The organism is Chitinophaga sp. 10T418 (genome assembly GCF_056394125.1).
In genome coordinates, this window is record NZ_JBFTHG010000008.1 from 384,635 (window position 1) to 408,619 (window position 23,985).

General features: G+C 44.0%; 12 protein-coding genes. 11 read left to right on the forward strand and 1 reads right to left on the reverse strand.

Annotation, left to right across the window (positions count from 1 at the left end; all coding sequences use genetic code 11):
- Positions 1 to 133: 133 nt before the first annotated feature.
- Entirely contained in the window at positions 134 to 2,530 is a 2,397-nt protein-coding gene (locus AC1DCV_RS24230; protein ID WP_477025574.1) for a TonB-dependent siderophore receptor, read from the forward strand.
- Between the two features lie 144 nt (positions 2,531 to 2,674).
- A complete protein-coding gene (locus AC1DCV_RS24235; protein WP_477025575.1) occupies positions 2,675 to 4,330 on the forward strand; it encodes a serine hydrolase in 1,656 nt (551 codons plus the stop codon).
- 42 nt (positions 4,331 to 4,372) lie between these two features.
- On the opposite strand, the gene AC1DCV_RS24240 is transcribed toward AC1DCV_RS24235, so the two are convergent.
- Positions 4,373 to 4,837 (reverse strand): hypothetical protein, encoded by a 465-nt coding sequence (locus AC1DCV_RS24240; protein WP_477025576.1) that lies wholly within the window; start codon positions 4,835 to 4,837, stop codon positions 4,373 to 4,375.
- Between the two features lie 178 nt (positions 4,838 to 5,015).
- On the opposite strand from AC1DCV_RS24240, the gene AC1DCV_RS24245 reads away from it, so the two are divergent.
- The 9 genes from AC1DCV_RS24245 to AC1DCV_RS24285 all read left to right on the forward strand — a co-directional run bounded on the left by AC1DCV_RS24245 (position 5,016) and on the right by AC1DCV_RS24285 (position 23,205).
- Entirely contained in the window at positions 5,016 to 5,549 is a 534-nt protein-coding gene (locus tag AC1DCV_RS24245) for an RNA polymerase sigma factor (RefSeq protein WP_477025577.1), read from the forward strand.
- Between the two features lie 86 nt (positions 5,550 to 5,635).
- Positions 5,636 to 6,655, forward strand: a complete 1,020-nt coding sequence (locus tag AC1DCV_RS24250; protein ID WP_477025578.1) for a FecR family protein — start codon at positions 5,636 to 5,638, stop codon at positions 6,653 to 6,655.
- A 79-nt stretch (positions 6,656 to 6,734) separates the two neighbouring features.
- Entirely contained in the window at positions 6,735 to 9,869 is a 3,135-nt protein-coding gene (locus tag AC1DCV_RS24255) for a SusC/RagA family TonB-linked outer membrane protein (protein WP_477025579.1), read from the forward strand.
- Positions 9,870 to 9,891: 22 nt separating this feature from the next.
- Positions 9,892 to 11,451 carry a RagB/SusD family nutrient uptake outer membrane protein gene (locus AC1DCV_RS24260; RefSeq protein ID WP_477025580.1) on the forward strand — a complete coding sequence of 520 codons (1,560 nt, stop codon included), beginning with the start codon at positions 9,892 to 9,894 and terminating at the stop codon, positions 11,449 to 11,451.
- Positions 11,451 to 12,434, forward strand: a complete 984-nt coding sequence (locus AC1DCV_RS24265) for a DUF6528 family protein (protein ID WP_477025581.1) — start codon at positions 11,451 to 11,453, stop codon at positions 12,432 to 12,434. The genes AC1DCV_RS24260 and AC1DCV_RS24265 overlap by 1 nt, the downstream gene beginning before the upstream one ends.
- Before the next feature lie 108 nt (positions 12,435 to 12,542).
- Positions 12,543 to 13,874, forward strand: coding sequence for a DEAD/DEAH box helicase (locus AC1DCV_RS24270; protein WP_441574178.1), 1,332 nt, complete (start codon positions 12,543 to 12,545; stop codon positions 13,872 to 13,874).
- A gap of 371 nt (positions 13,875 to 14,245) precedes the next feature.
- Positions 14,246 to 18,007 carry an RHS repeat domain-containing protein gene (locus AC1DCV_RS24275; RefSeq protein ID WP_477025582.1) on the forward strand — a complete coding sequence of 1,254 codons (3,762 nt, stop codon included), beginning with the start codon at positions 14,246 to 14,248 and terminating at the stop codon, positions 18,005 to 18,007.
- A 68-nt stretch (positions 18,008 to 18,075) separates the two neighbouring features.
- Positions 18,076 to 22,467, forward strand: coding sequence for a DUF6443 domain-containing protein (locus AC1DCV_RS24280; protein ID WP_477025583.1), 4,392 nt, complete (start codon positions 18,076 to 18,078; stop codon positions 22,465 to 22,467).
- 21 nt (positions 22,468 to 22,488) lie between these two features.
- The gene (locus AC1DCV_RS24285) at positions 22,489 to 23,205 is read left to right on the forward strand and encodes a hypothetical protein (protein ID WP_477025584.1); all 717 of its coding nucleotides are present in this window, start codon (positions 22,489 to 22,491) and stop codon (positions 23,203 to 23,205) included.
- Positions 23,206 to 23,985 lie beyond the last annotated feature (780 nt).

Here is a 23,985-nt window from a genome sequence, read left to right on the forward strand (position 1 = left end):
TCCGGGATCTTTCCGGATCTAAAGGTTGCCGTTTACGCAATCGGGAAAAATGTTTCCCGATTGCGTAAATCATTTTCCCGATCTGATCATCCTTACAGCACGCTTTAACGTTCCTTTGCGCAAAATTACGGTATTGAAGCACTTTTATTTTATCATCGGCCTCATTTTAATTAACCTTACAGTACTCGCTCAAAACGGTATCATAAAAGGAAAAATCAGCTCGGCAGACGGACATGCTGCCCCATTTGTGACTATTGGATTAAAGGATACCAAGAAAGGTACGCTTACCAATGAAGAAGGCGAGTTTGCGTTGAAAAACGTGAAACCGGGCAATTACACCCTGGTCATCTCCTGCACAGGTACCAAAACCCTGCAGAGCCAGGTAACGGTGGCAGCGGATCAGGTAACTGCTGTGACATTTGCACTGGAAGCCACTTCCAGCCAGCTGAGTGAGGTGGTGGTAGATGGTACTCACACCAGGACCATTAATAAAAGACCTGTCAGCATTGGTAAATTACCGGTGCCTGTAATGGATTTGCCACAGGCAGTAGCGCTGATAGGCCATGAAGTAATTGAAAATCAACAATCACAACGCATGAGCGATGTGGTGAAAAATATAAATGGTGTGTACATGGCTTCTACCAGAGCCGGTACCCAGGAAACCTTTAACGCCCGTGGTTATGGCTTTTCCAGCACCAACACATTTAAAAATGGCGCCCGTGTCAACTCCGGTGCGATGCCGGAAATGAGCTCCCTGGAAAGAGTAGAAGTATTGAAAGGCAGTGCGGCTATCTTATATGGTAACGTAGCGCCAGGTGCAATTTTGAACATGGTCACCAAACAGCCTAAGTTTAATTTCGGTGGGGAAGTAAATCTGCGCGTTGGTAGCTATGGTTTATTAAAGCCAGCATTTGATATATATGGCCCATTGTCTTCCAAAGTAGCATACCGCGTAAATGGTACCTTCGAAACAGCAGACAGCTACCGTGACCAGGTACACTCCAAACGTTATTATATAAATCCTTCCCTGTTGTTCAAACTGAGCGACCGTACGGAATTACTGGTACAGGCAGATTACCTGAAACATGATTTTACACCTGATTTTGGTATTGGATCCATTGGTGATACGGCTATTAATAAAGTATCCCGCAATACTTTCTATGGTGAAGGATGGAACTATGCACATACACAACAAACCAGCACTTCCGCCAATATCAGACATAAGCTGAATGAAAAATGGACGCTGAATGGTATTGTTTCTTACTCCAAATATCAACGTGATTATTACTCACTGGAAAGAATACAGGCTAAAGGAAACGGTAACTTCTTACGTCCTTTGGGTGCTAATGCTACCAATGAAGATTATTATTCCGGTCAGGTGGATTTAACTGGCACATTTAAAACCGGTTCACTGGAACATACTGTCCTGGCTGGTGTAGATGCAGACAGATATCTGACGGGTACTTATGCTTATGGAGTACCTTCTATTCTCAGTAAGACTACTGGTATCTATGATAGCATCAATGTACTGAATCCTTCCATGTACCCACGCCGTACCGATATGCCGGGAGATACCCTGAAATCAGTATCTAACGCACCTACGAACAGAGTAGGTATCTATGTACAGGACCTGATCAGCATTTCAGAAAAACTGAAATTCATGGCAGGCATACGTTACTCTTACCTGCAAACAGAATCACCGGTAGTTTATGACTTCAAAGGTGGTAAAACAGTGGGAAAATCAAGATATGATCAGGCATTTTCTCCACGTCTGGGATTAGTGTACAAGCCTATTGCCACGACTGCCTTATTTGCCAGTTACTCTACATCTTTTACCCCCAACAGCGGACAGGATATATATGGTCAGAATCTGAAACCATCTCTCATCACACAATATGAAGCAGGTGTTAAAAACGATTTCCTGAAAGGGCTGTTGTCTGTAAACGTAACTGCTTACCGCATCAGGAACAGTAACTATACGCAAACAGCACCATTTGACAAAAACGGTGCTCCAAACAATAATACCAACTTTAAAGCATTGATTGGCGAAACACTCAGCCAGGGTGTTGAAGTAGATATCGCAGGTCATCCTTTACCAGGACTGGATGTAATCGCGGGTTATAGCTATAATAGCATGACTATCGAAAATACGCCAGGTGTAAAAGGCAGCTCCATAGAAGGAGAGCGCCTGGTGGGAAATCCTAATCACACCGCTAACGCAAGCGTATTCTATACCCTGCAGCAAACAAAGCTCAAAGGTCTGAAAGTGGGTGCGGGTTATTATTACCTGGGTCAACGTTTTTCAGGATGGAACAACACCATCGGTCAAACACAGACCTATAACCGCCTCATCTCCGCACCAGGTTTCTCTACTCTTGATCTGAGTGCCGGCTACAACTTCAAACGCTTTGGTGTAATGGCGAAAGTATCCAACGTTACCAACACCTACAACTATTACGTACACGAAAACTATAGCGTTAACCCAATACCGCCTACCCAGTTTACCGGAACGGTATCCTATAAGTTTTAAGTTGTCATGTTATTCATACAGGCAGCAGCCGGCTCTAAAAAGAGGCCGGCTGTTCTTTTTATATCACTCAAATCCCGATTTGAGTGATAGGTTTTTATGCGGGTTGCTGCATTCACCGCAGTTTTGCAGGTATAAAAATTTCGCATGAGAAAACGGATGCTATCATTGTTATTATGCCTGTTTGCATGGATGTACGTACACGCACAAACGAACCTCTCCCAGCAACTTGACCCGGTTTTATCTGCCGCTATCCCACCGCCCGATCCTGGTGTAGTGGTATTGGTGGCCAAAAAAGGGAAGGTCATTTATGAAGCGGCTTTCGGCAGCGCCAACCTGGAACTGCAGGTACCACTGAAACCCGATATGGTGTTCCAGATAGGTTCCGTTACCAAACAGTTTACCGCTGTTGGCATCCTCCAACTTGTGGAGCAGCGGAAAATATCCCTGCAGGATAGTGTACAGCAATATGTAAAAGACTTCCCGGCTAAAGGCGCTACTATTACCATAGAAAACTTATTAACCTATACTTCCGGCCTCACCGAGTATACCTCTATTGAGAGCGATGAGCCTTTTATTGAAAGAAGGGATTTTACCCCCGAGTTTATCATCAACTATTTTAAGCAGGCACCACTGGAGTTTATTCCGGGCAGCCGTTACGGATATTCCAATTCTAACTATGTCCTGCTGGCGTATATCATCGAAAAAGTAACCGGGATATCCTATCACCAGTACATTACGGAAAAGGTGATCAAAGCTGTCGGTCTGGAAAATACCCGTTTTGCTGAGGAAAAAACCATCGTGCCGCTGCGGGTGACCGGTTATACCAGGGATAATGGTTTTTATGAACACTGCGCCTATCAAACCCTTTCTATGGGCTATGGCTGCGGGGACCTGCTTTCTACCGCGCAGGACCTCAACGAATGGAACGAGGCGCTGCTGGCAGGGAGGTTAATTAGCGCCGCTACCCTGGAAAAAGCATATACGCCATACCAACTCACCAATGGTACCTTTTCTTCCTATGGTTATGGATGGTTTATTGACCAGGAAGCGGGTAAAAAATGTATCCACCATGAAGGACAAACCAGCGGGTTTATTGCCATGGAAAAATATTTTCCTTCAGAAGAAATGTACCTCGTTATTTTAACCAATGTGAAATCGGGAGAAGATAAAACTGATTTCAGTGACCGTCGCTTCAAACTGTTTGCACAAATCACTGCATTGGCACTCGGCGAAGAAAAAACGGTCCCCATAAAAGTAAGCACCCAACAGCTGGACAGCTACACTGGTACTTACCAGGCAGGAAAGCAAACAATAGATATCCGTAATAAGAAAGGGATACTTTTCTGTAATGCCTCGATGGAAGGTAGTTTTAAACTGCTGCCTGTGGGGCCGGATAAATTTATTATCCCGGGCGCAAACCCGGTTTCCGGCATTGAGTTTATAAAAGATAGGGAAGGCAATGTAGAGGAACTGATTTCTTTACAGCAAGCTACGTTTGACTGGTTAAAGGTAACAGGCGATGTTGCCGTGGCTAATGAATCATTGCAGGCTTATGCCGGCAAATACCAATTGCCAACGATGAAGAACACCTTTACTACCATTACCGTTCATGATAATAAACTGATGGCATCTTCCACCACGCCTTTGCCGGATGCGGAATTATTACCGGTGGCTCCGGATAAGTTTAAATATAATGCTCCCGGAATTGATTTTCAATTGGAGTTTGTAAGACAGCCTGACGGGAAGGTACAAATGCTACGGATTACGCAGGGCCCCGTTCATTGTAAGAAGATCCGGTAAGAATTTATCAGGCTCCGGATCATCCAGAGCCTGATGAAAATATTATTTACACGCGCCTTCTTCCAGCGGGATACTATCAAATTTCAATTGGCTGTCGTCAATAGGGAATACCGGAAAGCCTTGCTGATCGATACTTTCTGGTACTGCTTCAAATGCCTGCTCTTTGGTGACTTTAAATATAACCCGTCTGCTGCTTTCCACGCCTTCGCTGAAGAAAGTGTATTTGCCGCGGATAATACCATGATGAACAATCCCCCTGAATTCGCCGGTATTTTTATCTTTCTCAAAGAAATTATACACCAGTTTACCGGAAGCCACACTGTCCTGGTAGGAGAGGGTGAGCTGTATGGTATCTCTGCCCTGGACTTTTTCATAGCAGTTTACCTTTTTTTCGGTTTCTGCCGGTAATGAATCTGTTACTACACTATTTTGTTGTTGTTGTCCCTGCTGATGGCAGGATACGAGGATGCCAGTCCCCAGCGCCAGTACTATATAAGGTATTTTCATGCACTGAAATTAAACAAAAAGCAGCATACTGCTTTTGCCGGAGGTCCCTTTTTATTTCGAAAAAAAGATTGTAATTATGTGTGATCGCAGTGAAGAGCGAGTTAACAATCAATTAATTTCCGAATAAAAGCTATTGTAGGTTACTTTGTGAACAATGTAATTATTGCTAATTGTTGTTTTGAACAAATCAGACCACATACAACCAGGATCCACGGCCGCGTTTGAAAAGATGTATTACCAGTTTCATGAAAAACTGTATTACTATTTTCTTAAACGCACCGGTTCCGCAGACTTTACGCAGGAGCTGGTACAGCTTACCTTTATTAAGGTATGGCGGTACTTTGGTCATCTCGATGAAAATATTCCCCTCTCCCGACAGCTTTTCCGGATTGCCCGGACTACATTAATAGATGTACTCAGACAAAAGGCTCAGCAGAAAATGGTACCGGTAGATCCGGAAATGCCATCGGCGGAGCCGGACATGTCTACCGCACTCATTCACCGCGATAACATGCAATTGATCCATCGTGCCATGGAATCGTTGCCGGCAGAAAGGAAAAAAATATTCCAGTACCGGATTAATGGTCTCACCAATAAAGAAATTGCCGAACAGCTATCCCTTTCCGTTAAAACGGTGGAAAACCAGGTCAACCGCGCTATTAAGCAAATCAAAGAAGTACTGGTGCTACTGCTTATTATCTCCCAATTATAACCCCCGCAAAATTATTTTAGGGTGACGCGTGGGTACAACGCTTTTTTCAAACGTAATATATACTGAACTGCCTGATATTTTTGAATATGGAAATAACTCCCGCCCTGATCCGGCGTTTCTTAGCCAATGAATGTACTGCTGCAGAGGCGGCCGCAGTAGCCGGTTACCTGGAACAGCATCCGGAAGTGCTGGAACAATGGATGCCGGAAGAGGAATGGGAGGAGTTTGAAACAACGGAACATCTTTCACCTGTCCTCAGCGAGGCCATGTTGCAGGAAGTGAAACGGGAAATGCCCGTAGCGCCGGTAAGAAGGATGTATACAAAAATAGGATGGGCTGCTGCCGCCGTGGTAGCCGGTTTGCTGACGTTTGTTTTCTGGCCTTCCGGTAAAGAAAAGCGCACGTCCCGTGAATCCGCTGCTGATATAGCGTCTACAGCACTCCCGCCGGAAAAGGTAATCGTAAATAAAGATCAGGAAAATGTTCATGTATCGTTGGAAGACGGTTCTATCGTGGAACTGGGGCGCAACAGTGAACTGAAATGGCGACCCGGCCAACGGAAGGTACGCCTGGAAGGGATGGCGCGTTTTACCGTTACCGCCAGCGCCGCGCATCCTTTTGTCGTGTATACCAAACAAGTCACCACTACGGTACTGGGTACAGTGTTTGAAATCAATGCCCGCACAACTACCCATATCAAACTGGTATCAGGAAAAGTCATGATCCAGCCGGCAGCAGATACGTCAATGGCAAATATTGTTTACCTGGAACCCGGTCAGGCAGCAGATTTCAGGGCAGCAGCAAAAACCTTTGATGTACAACGCCATAAAACGGAACCAACGCCTGCGACTGCACTCATCATGGGCACCGTGGAAGAAACAAGTGATGCATTTGTATATACTAAAGTACCACTGCCACAACTGCTGGCAGGACTAGAGAAACAATATAATATCCATATTAACTATTCATCCGTCCGGTTGAAGAAATATTATTTCTCCGGACAATTATTGAAAACAGAATCACCGGCCAATATTTTAAATACTATCGGATTATTGAATAAACTCAGTGTAACGCAAGACAGTACTGGATTCCATATTTATAAGTAAACTTTTCTTCTACATTTTCAACAAACATGCTTCATCAGCCAATGATGAAATTAAAAACGTATTGCCTAAAACCTGGTATATGATCACCGCTAAAAAGCAAACTATTTTTCTTTATCTGGCCCTGGTATGGATGCTCCTGACTATTCCTTACTTATCCCTGCAGGCACAGTCGCACGTGAGCGTAACCGGTATTGTGAAAGATGAAAAAGGCGAAGCACTCCCCGGTGTAACCGTGGCCGTTAAGTTAAACGGTAACGCCACTACGAAAGGAATGCAGACAGACGAAAAAGGGCTCTTCCATTTTAATAACCTGGAAGCCGGCGGCCCTTACAGCTTTATATTTACCTATGTAGGCTATGAGCCTCAAACACTGGCAGGATACCAGCTCAAGCAAGGTGAGCAGCTATCGCTCGTAGTGAAAATGAAAGAAATTCCTACTGCCTTAAACCAGGTAGTTGTAGTGGGATATGGTACTCAGAAACAGGTAAATCTTACCGGCGCGATCTCTACGCTGGATATGCGCACCAAAGAAAATACACCTGTTACCTCCGCCAGCCAGGCACTGCACGGCGTATCCGGACTATGGGTAAATCAGGCCGGTGGTAAACCCGGACAAGATGGCGCCACCATCCGCGTAAGAGGGGTAGGTACGCTCAACAACAATAACCCACTTGTGCTGGTAGATGGTGTGGAATATGACATCAATGAAATTAATCCCGACTTCATTGATAACATCACGGTACTCAAGGATGCCTCTGCTGCTATTTACGGCTCCAGAGCCGCCAACGGCGTGGTGTTGATCACCACCAAAAGTGGTAAGAAAGGAAAGATGGAAGTCAACTACAGCTACTCTTATGGCATTCAGAACCCTACGGCCCTACCGGATGTGGTATGGGATCCCATACAGTATATGCAGATGAAAGACCAGGCCCTCCTCAATGAGGGGAAGTCGCCTGCCGCAGTAGATTACACCCCCGCGCAGATAGAAGAATATAAGAACGGCATGGCCACTAACCCATACGCCTATCCGAATATTAACTGGTTTGACCTGGTGTTGAAAAATGGTAACCTGCAGCAACATAATCTGCGCTTCTCCGGCGGCTCGGATAATGTGCTGTATAGTATTGCGCTGGGCTATATGGACCAGGACGGCGTACTCATCGCCGCGAATCACGCTAATCGCTATACGCTGGATGTAAATGTGTCTGCCAACGTATCCAAAAGATTACATGTGGGTACCAGCATCATCGGTAATTACCGCACGTATACAGAGCCACCTTTCGGCGGCGGTGATGCCACCGGTTATTATTTTACCCGGCTGACACGCGTACTGCCTATTTTTTCTCCCTATACAAAAGATGGAAAATATGGAAGCAGTGTTTTTACTACCCCCGGCAGAAATACTATTGAAAACCCACTGATGCTCCTGAAAGAAGGAAGTAATTATCATGCGCCACAACGTATGCTGGCAAAGGTGTATGCAGACTACCAGCTCCCTTTTAATATCACCTATAACATTAATTTCGGGGTAGATAAGCTGGATGGCTACGCACGTAGTTTTGTGCCTTACCTGGTGACCTATAATCCTAAAACAGGAGCGCCTAATAATTATAATATCAATCCTTCTTCCAATAGCTATGACGACAATAATCTCAATATTTCCTTTTACCAGACACTGAACTGGCAACATGATTTCCGAAGCAAGCATCACCTGAACCTGATGGTGGGTACCAGTTATAACCGTTTCGACAATGCCGGTACCACTGCGCACATCGAAGGCTATTTCGATAATACGCTCACCGACCTCGATGCCGGCTCGCTGAATCCCACTGCCAACGGCAGGGTGACCCGCGATGTGCTGGCGTCTTATTTCGGCAGGGTGAATTATAATTTCGCAGATAAATATTTACTGGAAGCCACCGTACGTTATGATGGATCTTCCCGCTTTGCACCCGGTAACCGCTGGGGGCTGTATCCCGCTGTATCTGCCGGCTGGCGCATTGATAAAGAAGCTTTCTTTGGACAGTCCCGTATCATCGATCTGCTGAAGCTCCGTGCTTCCTATGGTAAACTGGGTAACCAGGGCAACCAGGGAAATGACGCAGCAGATCTATACGGCTACATGAGTACAGTAAACCTGGGCCAGGATTATTCTTTTAATAATACCGTCAACCCCGGTGCAGCGGTGACCAAATTCAGCGACCCCAATATTTCCTGGGAAACCACCACCGCCTACAATGTGGGTGCAGACGCCAGCGCCTGGAATGGTAAACTGGCAGTCAGCGTAGATGTTTTTAAAAGACGTACAGAAGACATCCTGCGCCCGGTGCAGATCGCGCAACAGGGTGGTGGACTGGCAGGACCTGTTACCAATGTGGGCACCGTGAATAATACGGGTTATGAAGTGACCATTACACACCGCAATGATATCGGCACATTCAATTATAGTATATCCGCTAACGTTAGTTATGTGCAGAATAAAGTGATTAGCCTGAATGGAGAATCTATTATCGGCACCCGCAGAATTACCAAGGCAGGAGCGCCTATTGATGCATATTACCTGTACCAGGCCATCGGTATTTATCAGTCACAGGAGGAAGTGGATAACAGCGCCAAAATCAGTAATGCGGTAAAGCCCGGCTATGTGAAGTATGCGGATCTGAGCGGACCAGATGGCAAACCCGATGGTAAAATAGATGCTTATGACCGTATCATTGCCGGTAGTTCTATTCCTAAATACAACTATAGCTTTAACATCAACCTCGGATATAAAGGGATTACGCTGAACGCATTTTTCCAGGGCGTGCAGGGCATCAACCTGTATCCTACCGTGAACCTGGCCATGCCCTTCAACAACGGCGCCGGCGTTACCAAAGAATGGGTAGACAACTCCTGGACACCGCAAAATCCAAATGCATCGCTGCCTATCCTTACTACCGCCACCGGTGCAACGGAAAATTTTCAACCCTCTACTTTCTGGTTGAAGAACGGATCTTATCTGCGCATGAAAAACCTGCAGTTGAAATATGAACTCCCACAAGGTTGGCTCAGCAGGCTGAAAATAAAGCGTGCGGCAGTATTTGCCAATGGTGAAAACCTGCTCACGTTTACGCCATTCAAAAATTTTGACCCGGAGAAAAATATCAAAGGAGATACTTTTTATGAGTACCCTTCTTTGAAGACGTACAGCTTCGGCGTAAACCTAACTTTTTAATCCAACCTGTAAATTATAGCCGATGAAACAACTGATTTTGATAGCAACAGGTATAATGCTGCTGGCAGCATGCTCGGACAAGGCATTGGACACCATGCCTAAGGATCGTTATACGGATGATAGCTACTGGACTTCTGAAAAAAATGTGACTGCTGCATTAACGGGTTGTTATGCTGCATTAAGACTGGAAGGTGTATTGGGAGGAGATGCTACCGTGTTGTGGGAAGAAACCGCCACGCCTAACGCTTATAACTATGATGATTCCAGGGGATTTAACTCCATTGCGCTCGGTACGCAAACACCTACTAATGCTACTATCATCAATGCCCGTTGGCGTGATTGCAATGTGGGTATAGGGAGATGTAATAATTTCCTGGCCAGATCTCCGGCGGTACCAATGGATAGCGCCTTAAAAGCGCGTATGACGGGAGAAGCGAAATTTTTAAGAGCACTTTATTACGGCATGTTGTCCACCTATTATGGTGGAGTACCGCTCATACTGGAGGCCCCCGATCCTGCTAAACAGGGTAAGCTGCCCCGTGATACCCGCGCCGCCGTAGTACAACAAGTGCTGAAAGATCTGGACGAAGCGGCTGCGGCCCTGCCGGTGAAATACAGTGGCGGGGATATTGGCCGTGCTACCAAAGGTGCTGCCATGGCGCTGAAAGCAAAGGTATTGCTGTTTGATGCCAGTCCGCTGAATAACCCTTCAGGTAACATCGCCAGCTGGAAGCTGGCCGCCGATGCTGCCAAAGCAGTGATGGACCTGGCTGGGACCGGCTATGGGCTATTTGCCGATTACAGAAGCCTGTTTTTGCCTGCCAACGAAAATAGCCAGGAATGTATTTTCGATATAGGTGCAAAAATTCCGGAACTGGGTAACTCTTTCGATCTGATCGATCGCCAATACAATACCAACGCACCTTTGCGCGATATTGTAGATGCCTATGACATGAAAGATGGTGCATCCAAAGAAGTGTCTCCGTTGTACAACCCGGCAAAGCCTTATGAAAACCGTGACCCGCGCTTCTATAAGAGCATGGTATTTCCGGGAGATACCTATATTGGATCGGTAACTACTCCCACGGCGCCTTTTAAGATCACCGGCTATGGTGTGAAGAAATACAGCATTTATGATAAAGAAGCCACTACTAACCTGATTAACCAGGCGCTAAGATCAGAAACAAACTATATGTATATTCGTTTTGCGGATGTATTGTTGATGTACGCAGAAGCACAGAATGAAGTGTCTGGTCCGGATGCCAATGTGTATGAAGCCATAAACCGGGTGCGTCAGCGCGCGGGACTGGTGCCTTACGAAATACCCGCTACGCAAACACAAGCCAGCATGCGGCAACTGATCCGGCATGAAAGACGTATTGAATTTGCTTTTGAAGGCAGCTATTATACAGATATCCGCCGCTGGAAACTGGCGGAAACAGTAATGAATGCGGCCATTTTTAATTCTGAAAATCAACAGATCGTAAAAAGAACCTTTAACAAGCAAAGAGATTATTGGTGGCCCGTTCCGCAAACACAGCGTGACCTGAACCCCAATCTTGCGCAAAACGATAATTACTGATGATGAAAAAACTATGGTATATATTCTCGGGTGTGAGCCTCCTGGCCATCGCCTGTTCCGGCAAAAGCAATGTAGCGCCGGTGCCACCAGTGGTGAAAATAGATACGCCCGCTACGGTGGCCGCCTGCAGCAAATGTATGGTCGTGGCAGAGCAATCGCAGAACCGGATTGTGATAGCAGATATCAACTCCGGGGCGGTGATCTGGGAATGGAAACCTGAAAACTCCAATGTAAAACCGGAACATGTAAAGTGGTTTAGCAACCCCAGCGACGCAAAAGCCGTATACAATAATCAATACATCCTGACTAACGCCTCCGGTGGAGGCGTGGCCCTGATCAGGATAGCAGATAAAAAAACGGTGTTCTATGCCTATGCCGGTGGAAACACCCACTCCGCTGAACTATTGCCCGATGGCAATATTATCAGCGCTTCCAGTACAGGAAATTACCTGATGCTGTTTAAAACAGATACGCTTCACTTCCCTGATGGCGTATATACGAAAAAAGTGCCCATTGACTTCGGGCATAACGTAGTTTGGGATGCCGGGCAGCAACGACTTTGGTCTGCTGCCATGGCTACCATCCGGTCGTTCAGGTATAATTTCAATTGTACTGCCCCCGATCTGATACCAGATACCATCATTAACATCCCCGGTACGGAAGCACATGACCTGTTCCCGGTATATGGTGAAAATAACTTATGGCTGACCAATACCACCAACGTATATACGTTTAATGTGATCAGTAAACAACTGACGCAGGCTAATGTGCTGCAAGCCAATATTAAGAGTGTTTCTTCCGCCGGGAGCGGTTTTCCGGCACTCCTGGTAAGACCCAAAGAATCGTGGTGGACGGACGAAGTATTGGATGCGAAAGGGAACAGTATCTTCTCCCGAAAAGGGTGGAAAATTTATAAAGCAAGATGGGTAATACCCAATACCTTCAGCTATCCGGCCAATGATCAGATGCACCTGTGCCGGTAAAGCAGGCGGAGATTTGTCTTACCCGAACCCCCATCGGGTAAGACAAAATCCGTAAAAGGCAGGCCGCCTGCCGCCGGCCAAATTTAATTTTCGTACTTTTGCCCCCAAATGCAAAAAGAAAAATACTCATTAGGTAATATCCTTACCAATCTCAAGATCGATTCACTCAATGAAATGCAGCAGGCATCGGTGGACGCGAACAAGCAACACGCTGATGTAATTCTGTTGTCAGCTACCGGTTCCGGTAAAACGCTGGCATTTCTGCTGCCTATACTGGAACAACTGGACCCTGCCAATAAAAATACGCAGGCGCTTATAGTAGTACCTTCCCGCGAACTGGCCCTTCAGATAGAGAAGGTGTTCAAACTCATGGGAACCGGTTATAAAATCACTGCCTGTTATGGCGGGCACCTGAGGGAAACAGAAGAAAATAACCTCATACAGCCGCCAGCGGTGATTGTTGGAACACCAGGCCGCCTGGGTGATCATATCCGCAGGGAAAATATCACCGTAGCCGCTGTTGAAACGCTGATACTGGACGAATTCGATAAAACACTGGAACTCGGTTTCCAGGAGGAAGTGTCATTCATTATTGAATCCCTTCCCAATGTTAAAAAACGTATCCTGACCTCCGCTACCGAATCAGTGGAAATACCGGAATTCCTGGCCCTCAACGAGCCACAGAAGCTGGATTATCTCCCCGAAGAAGGCACGCCGGCAGCCAGACTGACCATTAAAGAAGTACTGTCGCCGGAAAATGATAAGGTAGAAACCCTGTTTCGCCTCATCTGCTCCCTGGGCAACCGCTCTACCATTGTATTCTGCAATCACCGCGAAGCAGTAGAACGTACCAGCAAAATGCTGTCTGAAAAAAGTATTATCAACACCTTCTACCATGGCGCCATGGAACAGCAGGAACGCGATGCGGCCCTCTGCAAATTCCGCAATGGCTCTGTAAACGTACTGGTAACGACTGATCTTGCTGCACGCGGTCTTGATATTCCGAATATCCGTTATATCGTACACTTCCACCTGCCACATACAGAAGATAGCTGGACACACCGTAATGGCCGTACCGCCAGAATGGAAGCCAGTGGTACTGCCATCGTGATTCTTTCTCCGGATGAGAAACTGATGCCTTACCTCGCAGACGAAATCGTGGAAAAGATTGAATTGCCAGCCACTTCCACTTTACCGGATAAACCAAAATGGACTACCATTTTCATCGGCGCCGGTAAAAAAGATAAAGTGAATAAAGTAGATATAGTAGGATTCCTCTCCAAGAGAGCGCACCTGAAACAGGAAGATATCGGCTTAATTGAAGTGAAAGATTTCTTCTCCTTTGTAGCAGTGGTGAAATCCAAAGTAGGACATGCACTGGAGCAAATCAAGAATGAAAGGATTAAGAATAAGAAAGTGAAGATTGATATCGCTAGATAACTATCTGTTTATATAATTGGAAAGCAGCGATCGATTGGTCGCTGCTTTTTTAATTTCCGGCAAAAAGAATTGGATAATTTGTTTTCTTTTTTACGACATTGGATATCGTAAGAATGCCCTTTTTTGTTAACTATTGATTTGTTATATTATTTATTCCGTTAGCCTTTATGAAAACAATGATCCTTATCCCGGTGCTGCAGATGTCTTGTTGTTTGAGGTTCATAGTGGATGATAGTCCTGATCGACATTGGCTATAATTTTCTAGTGACTGTTGTTTTAAATGCTTAAAGCAACGTGTCCCTGTACCAGCAATTGTGATAGGCCACCCCAAGGGCCTGTTAATTCCTTAAGACATTAAGACCAGATACAGTATGATAAAAAGTTTACTCCGTGCAGTAGTAGGTATAATGGCAATGGCTTTATATGTTGAAAGTGGACTTGCGCAATCTACGCCCCCCGAAATTTCGGCCATTCTGCCTCCGGTGACCCCTCCGTCGCCAAATGCAGCCTCTCTTGGTACATTTGGACAAGTACCTGTTTCTCTTTTCAATGGATTGCCTCAAATCTCCATTCCACTTGGCAATGTTACACTTGACGAGGTAAATGTGGATATCAGCCTAAGTTATCATGGTGGGGGCATTAATCCGGAGCAACATCCTGGCTGGGTGGGCCTGGGATGGAATCTAAATGCTGGTGGCGCCATTACCCGTAGAGTAAATGGAAGGGTGGATGAAAGCCTGGATCCCAATCCTCCGGAAACAAAATTCAATTATTACAATAACTTCAATCAACTAGATATCAGTAATTGGTATACATCCAATAATCTGAACCTATACGGGCCTTATAACCCCACAATTTTAGGCGATCCGGCTCCGGATGAGTTTATGTTCAATTTTGGGAACTACTCTGGTTCTTTTTACTATGATCATAAAGGAAAATGGCAGGTAAAATCGGAGAGCCCGGTGTACATGAAAGTAGAAGAAGTACTGGGCACTGACTTTATTTTAAAGGCATTAGAAACAACCATTTCCAGTGACCTTTCCATAAAACGTATTTTCTATAAATTTACCCTTACCACACCTGATGGTACTCAGTATATTTTTGGAGGAGATAAGGATGCCATCGAGTTTACCAGGAACGTGAACCCCTCTGGCGACGGGCTTTATCACAATAATGTTGTTGCCACCACCTGGTACCTGACACAGATCATTACTAAAGTCGGGCGGAAAATAAATTTCAAATATAAGCGGGAAGATATTATTGCTTCACAATCTTCTTCTTCGGTCATCTTTTCGTATAACGAAAACGGCGCCAATGTGAAAAGCTCTACTAATCCATCCGCCAAAAGCATTAGTGTCATCAACCCTTGTTATCTCAATGAAATAACGGCGCCTTCACAGAGAGTTGCTTTTGAAATGGACCACAGTATAGAATTACCATACAATTTTGAACAGGCAACACTGGATCTTTTAAAAGGATATGAKGATTTTAAAAATACCCGTGTCAATGTAAATACCCTATTTAAATGGAAGCAATTGGAGATCATAGAATTTTATTCTACTGGTAATACGTTGCTGAAATCAGCGATCCTCCGGTTTTCCAACGATGCAAATTCCCGCCTGATGTTAAAAGGCGTTGATAAGACCAATACCCATTACGATGCAGTGGAATCCTATCAGTTTGATTATGACACCACATCGCTGCCACCCTATAATGCGCAAAAAAATGATCACTGGGGATATTATAACGGCGTGAATTTCTTCAATAGTAAGCCCAATACGTATACCTATACGAAAGCAGATATACCAGATTATATTGCCAGCAGAGCACCGAATGCTACACTGATGAAGGCAGGTGTATTAACAGGTATCAGATATCCCACAGGAGGCTATACGAAGTTTGAGTACGAACCTCATGCCTATCATCTCGTTGCAAAGCGTTACCCCTTTACTGTTGATAGTGTGAACGGCAACCTGCCATGCGGGGGATTGAGAATTCGAAAAATAACAGATACCGCATTTCCTGGTAGTGTACCGGTTGTAAAAGAATACTTCTACGTAAAGGATTATAACCTGGGAGGAAACGTATCCAGTGGTATTTTGGCAGGCAACCCGGTGTACCTGGATGAAGGAAGTAAAATAGTCAATGGTAAAACCATCAGCTATTGGTACTGGTATGATTATGCCATACAGCCATTAAGTAACACCAATGGTAACCACATTACTTATAGTGAAGTAGTGGAGAAATCGGCAGATGGGAGTTATGTTATCAATAACTACGCTAATCATGATCAGGCCCAATATCTGGATCAAGCTATGTTAGGTGGCATTTATCCAATATCGGATGTATGGAACCTGGATCCCAATACCAGCATGTCACTAGATAGAGGGAAGGTGCTAAGAAAGCGGTATTTTAAAGCGAACAAAACATTGATAAAAGATACTAAGTATGAATATGATGAGTCAGCCGCCCGGTATAATAATAATGTACGTATTATAAATCTGTCTCTCCGGAATTACGGATTTGCACGCGATTTCAGAGCCACCGCTTACCTGATTTACACGTTCCCAAGATACCTGACAAAGGAAACTGATATTACCTACGACCAGAATGGCGCCAACCAGGTAAGTACAGTCAACAGCTATACATACGATAACCTGTACCGGTTGCTGAAATCGTCTACGCTGGTTGATAGTAAAGGTCATAGCCGGACAAATGTCTATAATTATCCACCTGATTATGCCCCTCTTCAATCAGATAATCCCACCGTTTATACAGAGATGTTGAATCGGAATATGATATCAACTCCTATAGAAACGAGTAGTGCTGTTAATTATAGCGGAAGCAATAAAGTAACGGCGGCCCGGTTACAGTTGTTTGCAAAAGATGCCGTATCAGGGGATATTCTTCCGGCAAAAATATTGTCGTTGAATATCAGCAATCCGATTACGGATTATACGCCAACAAGCATCAATACCTATACAGAAGTAATAAACGGAGTGACCAAAAAAACAGAGAAACTGGTATACGATAACCGGTTTGACACGATCATATACTTTGATAAATATGATACCAGCGGCAATCTGCTACAGATGCACAAATCAGGAGACCAGAACATTTCTTTTTTATGGGGATACAATGGACTATATCCTGTTGCAAAAGTAAGCGGAAGCGATTATACCACTATAAGCGGGATGGTGAATAGTGATACGCTGCAAAACCCTCCGGGAGATCTGGTACTGAGAGATAAACTGAATAATATACGTAAGAATATACCTGCGCCGGCCATGGTATTCACTTACACGTACGCTCCGATCACCGGCGTAACCAGTGAAACAGATCCTGCTGGTAAAACCACCTATTATGAGTATGATAACTATCAACGATTAAAGCGGATAAAGGATCACGATGGGAAAATCCTGAAAGAATATGATTATCAATACCAGGCCACATTGACTCCCAACTGGAAAACTACCGGCAGAAAAAACTGTATAACAGGAACGGGCGGATATTTAACCGGTGAACAGCAGCAGGAAGAGCAGGATATTAATCCATATAGCTATACTTATGACTCTCTTCGATGGACAAAGAAAGCCAGTCCTGATTGCCCGGTGGTGGCTGATTGGCGTGCTACAGGCGTTAAACGCTGCGCGACGGATGGATTTGATCATTATACAGGAGAGGAACTGGCAGAACAAAAAGACCTGAATCCTTACAGTCCCACCTATAATACCACTAAATGGCTCAGTAATGGTCAAACTGCTGCCTGTAACATTACGCCCAACTGGCAGCCCACAGGTAACTACAGTTGTTTACTGGACGCCTGGGGAAGCAATACGGGCAATCAATCCGTACAGCAAAAAGACATGAATCCTTTAAGTGTTACCTACAACACTACCCAGTGGGTGACCAAACCCGGGGGTAGTACCTGTCCTGTAATACAGGGATGTGTGGGATTAGGCTACAGAGCAATAAAGAATGTCTGCGAACATGGTACCGTCACCGTCAGTGGTACTATTATCCAGGATGTTCCAAGAAAATGGAAATGCACATTTACTATAAAGTATAGCTATGGCCCTAATGAAACGGTAGAAACCTTCAGTTCCGATGAATGCAGGGTAATAGAAGACTAAATGCATGATATTATCATTCATCGTATTTAAGGCTAATTCGTTATAGAAAACATTATAAAGTATTTGGTATGTCAGGAAATAAGATATCCGCTTTATTTATAATTATCTTGCTGCTGCCTGCCAGGTTGTTGGCGCAGCAACCCAGTACTACTCCCCGTGTCACAGGTGTGCCGGTAACTGCACCGGCAGCCTATACTAATATGGTTCTTAACTATGTGCGTGTTTGGGAACCCAGTATGCCAACCGCCGACCCGGATGCAGTAGAACAGGCAAATGATATTAAGAAGGTGAAGCAAACGACTCAGTTTTTTGACGGTCTGGGACGCCTGATACAAACTGTTAGTAAAGGAGTTAGTATCAGTGGTAAAGATCTGGTGAGTCCTGTCGTATACGATTCGTTGGGCAGAGAACAGTTTAAGTACCTGCCTTACATACCACAAAGCGACAGTAGCAGCGATGGAAGGTTTAAAAACAATCCCTTTGTTCGTCAACAGCAGTTTTATCAAAATAAGACTTTGATGCCCGGTGTCGACGGTGAATCTGTTTATTATAGTCGTATTGATTATGAAGCATCCCCCTTAAATCGTGTGATGAAAACATATGCGCCTGGTAACAGTTGGGCAAAAAATGATTTGTCTACCGTAGAAAGAGGAGGGAATCATCCGGTTGAAAACCAGTATATGGTTAATACCGCAGCAGATTCCGTAAGACTGTGGGATCTGTCAGCCACTGGCCTTATTCCCACCAGCGACAGCATATACCGGCCAGGAACATTGTATAAAAATATCCTGATTGACGAAGCGGGAAATCAGATAGTTGAGTTTAAAGACAGGGAGGGTAAGATACTATTAAAGAAAGTACAGTTGGTGACTACGCCTGGCGCTGCCCATGCAGGATGGTTGTGCACCTATTATACATATGATGATATGGGGAATCTCCGTTTTGTCATTCCCCCCAGGGCGGTAGAAGCCATATGGAGCAATTGGATAATCAGCAACGCTATTGCTGCAGAACTTTGCTTTATTTACCGTTATGATGGTCGTGGACGAATGACGATAAAAAAAGTGCCGGGAGCAGATTCTACAGAAATGGTATATGATCGGAGAGACCGGCTGGTATTCTCCAGAGATGGTAACATGAGATGGCAGAATAATTGGATGACCACCTTCTATGACGATGCCAACCGGCCTGTGATGACAGCATTATATAAGGCGCCAGGCAGTACCCGTAGCAGCTTACAAACAACCATGAACACAGCCGCTGCCGCAACACAATCTATCCCCTATACTTTGCCAGGCGTAGCAGATCTGGCATTGAACGCCTATGATGGAAAGCCTCTTTACGAGGCTACCAACAGCATTGTTTTACAGGATGGATTTGATACAGGCACAGGGGCCGAAACAGTMCTGCAGATTAACACCAGTCTGAAAGGAGGAGTCATTACCGTGGCTGCTACCAATCCCTTACCTAATATTCCCCCTGCCGCTTTAACGCCACTTAGCTATACCTTTTATGATAATTATAGCTATTTGGGCAAATTAAACTATGATAATAGTGATATTGCTAAAGTGCAGGCCGGTAGTAATCCTTATCCTGAACCACTACCTGCCGTGGAAAGCAACATGACCAAAGGCAGGGTTACCGGAGGAAAGGTGTATGTGATGGGAGTCAATCAATGGTTAACCACCTCTACTTACTATAATGACAAAGGCAGGGTTATACAAACGTTATCTGATAATCTTGGTGGAGGAAAAGATGTTTCGAATACGCTCTATGATTTCAATGGAAAAGTGTTAAGTACCTATCTACGGCATAAAAACCCGCGTAGTGCCGGTACGCCACAAATTACCCTGTTGACCATGCTGCATTATGATGCAGCCGGCAGAATGGATTCCGTTAAAAAAAGAATCAACGACCAGGATAGCTTACTGAGAACCATCGCATTGAATAGCTATGATGAGCTGGGGCGGCTTAACAGTAAGCGTTTGGGAGTTAACGCGGGTGCTGAGATGGAAACCCTGAGTTATGAATACAATATACGCGGTTGGCTGAAAGGAATCAATAAAGGGTATGTGAATACGTCAAACAGCAGCAGCAATTGGTTCGGGGAAGATTTGAATTACGATTATGGATTTACCGCGAACCAATTTAACGGCAATATAGCTGGTGCAAAATGGAAAACTCCTTCCAGCGGTATTGCACGTGCCTACGGTTATAGTTATGATAAAGCCAACAGGTTGACAGTGGCAGATTTCTACCAGAATACCAGTGGAACTGTTTGGGACAGAAATGTGATAGATTTTTCTGTGAGTAATCTTACTTATGATGCCAATGGAAATATTCGTAGCATGACCCAGAAAGGAATGATTGGCACCAGCTCCAGTGTCATTGATCAACTTAGCTATACTTATGCGGCTAATAGTAACAAATTAACAACTGTATCTGATCCCACCAATACCACCTCAGAAAAACTGGGTGATTTTATTGATGGCAATAAAACAGGTGCCGATTATCGTTATGATACCGTCGGAAATCTTATTCAGGACCTGAATAAAAGTATTAATAGTATCACCTATAATCATTTAAGTCTGCCGGATAGCATTCTTATTACCGGTAAAGGAAAGGTGAGTTATTTGTACGATGCAACAGGTCGAAAGCTGAGAAAGACGGTTACAGACAATACCGGCTCCCAGCCCAAAGTAACCACCACCGATTATATAAATGAAATGGTATACAGCAATGATACCCTGCAATTTATAAATCATGAAGAAGGACGTATCAGGACAGTGATGAGTACAGGGAAACCAGTTGGTTATGCCTATGATTACTTTATAAAAGATCACCTGGGGAATGTTCGAATGGTGCTGACAGAGCAAAAGAATCTCAGCATTTATACTGCCTCCATGGAGCCTGCCAAAGCTCCTGTGGAAACAGCGTTGTTTAGTAATGTGACAGAAACACGGGTAAACAAACCGGTAGGATATCCCTCAGATAATACTACCGGACAGAATGAATTCGTAGCCAAACTGAATGCCAGGTCAGACGGTAAAAAAATCGGCCCTTCCCTGGTATTGCGCGTAATGGCAGGAGATACTGTCCAAATAGGAGCCAAGGCCTTTTATAAATCCGCCGGTCCACAAAATGAGAATGCTTCTTTAGTGCCGGCAGAGGCTATGCTGGCAGACCTGCTACAGACATTTTCCAGTGGTATTCAGTCTGGATCAGATCATGGCGCTACCTCCGCGGATGCCCAAACACCCTTCAACAGTAATTTCTACAATAATGACTACCAACGCCTTAAGGACAAAGATCCAGACAAGCAAAGAACCGATAAACCTAAAGCATACCTTAATTTTGTTTTGTTCGATGATGAGTTTAAATTAGTAGAACAGAACAGCGGTGTTAAACAGGTAAAAGGAGAACCGGATCAGTTACAAACACTGGCTCAAGATAAAATGGCGATTACCAAAACGGGCTTTCTGTATGTATATACCAGTAATGAAAGCACACAGGATGTATTCTTTGACGATGTAACGGTAATGGATATCCCAAGCCCGCTTCTGGAGGAGACGCATTATTATCCGTTTGGGTTGACGATGGCGGGGATAAGTTCGAATGCGTTGAAGGGTGCGAATTATGCGGAGAATAAATATAAGTTTAACAAAGGATCAGAATTGCAGAGTAAGGAATTCTCGGATGGTGCTGGTCTGGAACTGTATGCAACGCCGTTGAGAAGTCTTGATCCTCAGTTGGGTCGGTGGTGGCAAATTGATTCCAAGCCTGATTATGCACAAAGTGTTTACTCGGCTATGAGTAATAATCCAATTTTGTTGAACGATCCATTGGGTGATTCGTCAGTCATTCCCTGGTCAGCGAAAGCCAGCCAATCGCCTGTTAATTTATTGAAACCTTTAGGGACAGGGAATAGCATAGTTAAGAATGGAGCAAACGAGGAGAATAAAGCAACTATCCGCACTAATAATAGTGGAACGATTGGTAAAGATGTTTCAACAACCGTGAAGCAAACCGGGGATGATGGCAGACCTTTAATAGGCAATACAACCACACATAAGGTGGTAACCAAGGAGGCAACTTTGTCATCTGGCATACTTGGGGATAAATTTACATATGCCCATTCAGGGGGGATGGTTTCTGGTAAGGATGGACGTATTTTTTCGACGGACTTGTCTACCAATAAGGGGGCACCGGATGGGGCCTCTATGACCTTATTCAGTACAGTTACGCTGGGCGCGAGTACTGATCTTTCACTTTCAGCAGGGGTCAGTGTTCTAGGATATGAGGCACATTTGAGCATTGGTGTGGGCGTTGGCTTAGGGCAAATAGGAGGCGGGGCAAGCCATACAGACGAGAATAATTTTGTTTCTGGTGGAGATTTAACGTTGCGTCCAGGTTTGGGGACTTTAGGCGCAATATTTCTTGTGCCAAAATTTGTTTTTTAAATGAAAACTGATTGATATTTTATGTTGAAAAATAAAAGAGACGTTGTCCGTGCGATAGCAATTGTGCTCGGAATTTGCTTTTTAGGCTTTGCTATATTTAATCTTATAATGAAAGTCGAACACTCATCTGCAGATAATCCTGTGCATACATATTCAATTAAACCCAAAGATTATGATTTAGTCAACAATAAGTACGTGAGCGGGTTGCAAGGAGGTATAGCTTATCAAAGTAGCAATAGAAATCCAGTTACTCTCATCCCTTTTGGTAAATCTTATTCTTTAATTAGCTATAAGATTGATTTGATTAAAGGTACATCATGGAGCAATGTATTGGATGTTACTTTAAAAAGTGTAGAGCGTACTAATATGGAAGTATATACAGTAATTAGCGAAAATATTTTTTACCGCTTTGAGTATCATGATGCACCGACAAAATCGGTTTCCAAAGTTTATTTAACTCTTTCAGGAGATTCATTGCGGACTGTGGTGACAAATGACAGTATAGTAAGTTATCATTTGTTATGCAATAATTTCTCGATAAAATATAGTGAAAATGAAGCTGTTGATATTTTTGTAGTTGGGAATGAGAAAGCGTTTGGTGCTACAACTGTTATTCCTATGGATCTATTATTCCTGAAACGGGATAATGCAGTATATTTAATGATTATGACTCCGAATGACCCTAAGTCAGTCATATCACCTGAGCTATTGTATAATCTTGTTACAGGAAAAGGATAATCTTTATTCGAGGAGCCGCTATTATTATCCGTTTGGACTGACGATGGCGGGGATTAGTTCATTACAAATTTTAAAGTGATGAAAGTTTTTAAATGGCTTATTCTAGCTCTAATTCTATTTATTATAGGCGTAAATTTTTATTTAACGATTATTGGGAATAGACCCTTTGATAAAATCGGATTCCTAGTATTGTTATTGATTATGATTGTGATTGTGTTGCAGAGAAGAGGAGGGGTTTATTGGTGGTTAGGTTTTTTAATATGTTTTTACGGGCTATATAATTTAATGTTTATAAGCGTTAAGGCAGCAGAAGCAACTTCTATGGAGTTTACAGCATCATTGAATTATTTAATCTTCAAAAATAAGATGGGTTTTTTAGTGCGCCATGTAATTAGGCTAATACCCTTGTTTTTTTATTGTTCATTTTTACTTTTTTTATTGTGTAAGCCTGGGAGGAGGTATTATTTTGATAAATCTATTACATCCTAATGATTTACGCGCGGAACGAGAGCGAAATAAATGTGGTTTGCAACAAAAAAAAGGAGAACTGATAATCCAATAAGATTTATGGCTCCTTGGTTTCAAGAAAGTAGCTTACTGCATCATATTTTCTCTTTGTAATAAGACTGTGTTAGAGACTATTACATAAAGTGTGTCAGTAAAAAGTTTTTTAACTTTAAACTGATAAAACAATATGGAAAAGCAAAACTTTGATTTCGAAGCCTTCAAGAAGCAAGCGGCCAGCCGTTTGAAGAACGGAGATACGCTTTTAGGTAAGGA